Genomic DNA, 1,519 nt, shown 5'->3' with positions numbered 1-1,519 from the left:
CGTGCGCGTGGCGGGAGCAAATCCGGGAGCGTGCCGTGGCTAGAATTTTCCGCCTCGTCCTTCTCGGCATCATCGGCGCGGCGATCGTCCATATCGCGGTTCTCTTCCTCGTTCCCTTCTATTCCGACAAGAACGCCTGGTCGCGGATCGAAACCGGAAGCGAGCCATACCGTTTCCAGCGGCTGGATCAAAAGACCGGCCCGGTCAGCGACAGCGATCCGCTGATACAGGAAGCGACCTGCCGCTTCGATCTTGCCGACGGCCCCGTGCACATCACGACAGGTGCAAACGTGCCTTACTGGTCGCTCTCGATCTACGCGCCCAACGGGGACAATCTCTATAGCCTCAACGACAGCGTTTCCAACGAACGCAAGCTCGACCTGATCCTTGCCGATCCCATCGGCATGGCAAGTCTGCGCTCGGATGGTTCGCAGGCCGATGCGCGTTCGATCCTGATCGAGCAGAATATCGGCGAAGGCGTCGCCGTGCTGCGCGCTTTCGTGCCCGATGCAACGTGGAACAGGCAAGTGCAGCGCTTCTTCACCGAAGCGCACTGTGCGCCGTTTGAGGGTCTCTAATACCCGTGCCCGGCATTTTCAGCGCGTGATGCATGGACCTCCCGGCGTCCGGCCATAACGCGTTTCCGACGCCCCCCGGTTCGATTGGAACCTCTCCAAGCCTGAAGCGATGCTGTTTCTTTTTGGCACGGTTAATGAGTTGCTAAGGCTTCAACGCTACTATCCGGAACACCGACCCATGCGGGGAGCATTTGCGCGCAAACCGGCTGCTGCCGGAGGCGTGATCTGCGATTTGGGGCGGGTGAGTTGTGTGCCTACCGGAGTATTCTGCGTGACAAATGATCAGTTCCGCGCCCTGGAGGATATTTCAGGCCACCGGAGCCCGTCGAATTCAAAAGCGGGGAGCAGCAAGGCGGACGACCTTCTGGCGGCCGCCATTTCGGCATTCGCGGGTATCACGCGCCCCGGACGGCAGGATATGCAGCAGCTCGAAGATCTTGCCATGCCGCTTCTGCAATGCGCTTCCACCCGCGGCAAGCGCCACGCAGCCAATGCACTGGCGCAATTGGAAGACGTGCCGCGCCGCCTCATTCTGGCGCTGGCCGACCAGCCCGTGGAAATCTCCGCGCCTATTCTCCTGCGCTCTCCCCTTCTGCGCCCGTCCGACCTGATCGAGATCATCGGCAGGAACGGACTTGCCCATGCGCGCGCTGTTGCGCGGCGTCAGTCCGGCGATGTGCTTCTGCAAGGCGTGCTGCGCAGTTTCGCCGATCCGGTGATCGACCGCACGCTGGCGCTTCAGGAAAATCTCGCCAATATGGAAGCCGAACCGCTGGAAAAGCCGGTTGTGCCCGACCTTTCGACCGCCACAACACCGCTGATGAAGGAAGGCAGTTCCGAGCGGCTGGCGCGCGCGCTGCAACAGCCTTTCTACGAGACAGGTGCCGCCACCGGCGCGCAGCATCTCATCGATACCGCGCTTCTGATCGACAGCCAGTTCT

Annotated in this window: 2 protein-coding genes; both read left to right on the top strand. The window is 61.6% G+C overall.

Annotated elements, in window-relative coordinates; genetic code table 11:
- A partial coding sequence (locus RCF13_RS13860) for a hypothetical protein (protein WP_308141260.1) occupies positions 1–578 on the top strand: 578 nt, incomplete at its 5' end.
- A 271-nt stretch (positions 579–849) separates the two neighbouring features.
- Positions 850–1,519, top strand: a 670-nt coding sequence (locus tag RCF13_RS13855; protein ID WP_308141259.1) for a hypothetical protein, incomplete at its 3' end; no start/stop codon positions are given.

Origin of the sequence: Stenotrophomonas maltophilia group sp. RNC7 (assembly GCF_030910085.1) — a bacterium.
GTDB classification, from domain to species: domain Bacteria; phylum Pseudomonadota; class Gammaproteobacteria; order Xanthomonadales; family Xanthomonadaceae; genus Stenotrophomonas; species Stenotrophomonas sepilia.
Note: the sequence above shows the minus strand (reverse complement) of the source record. Positions and strands in the feature narration are given on the sequence as shown.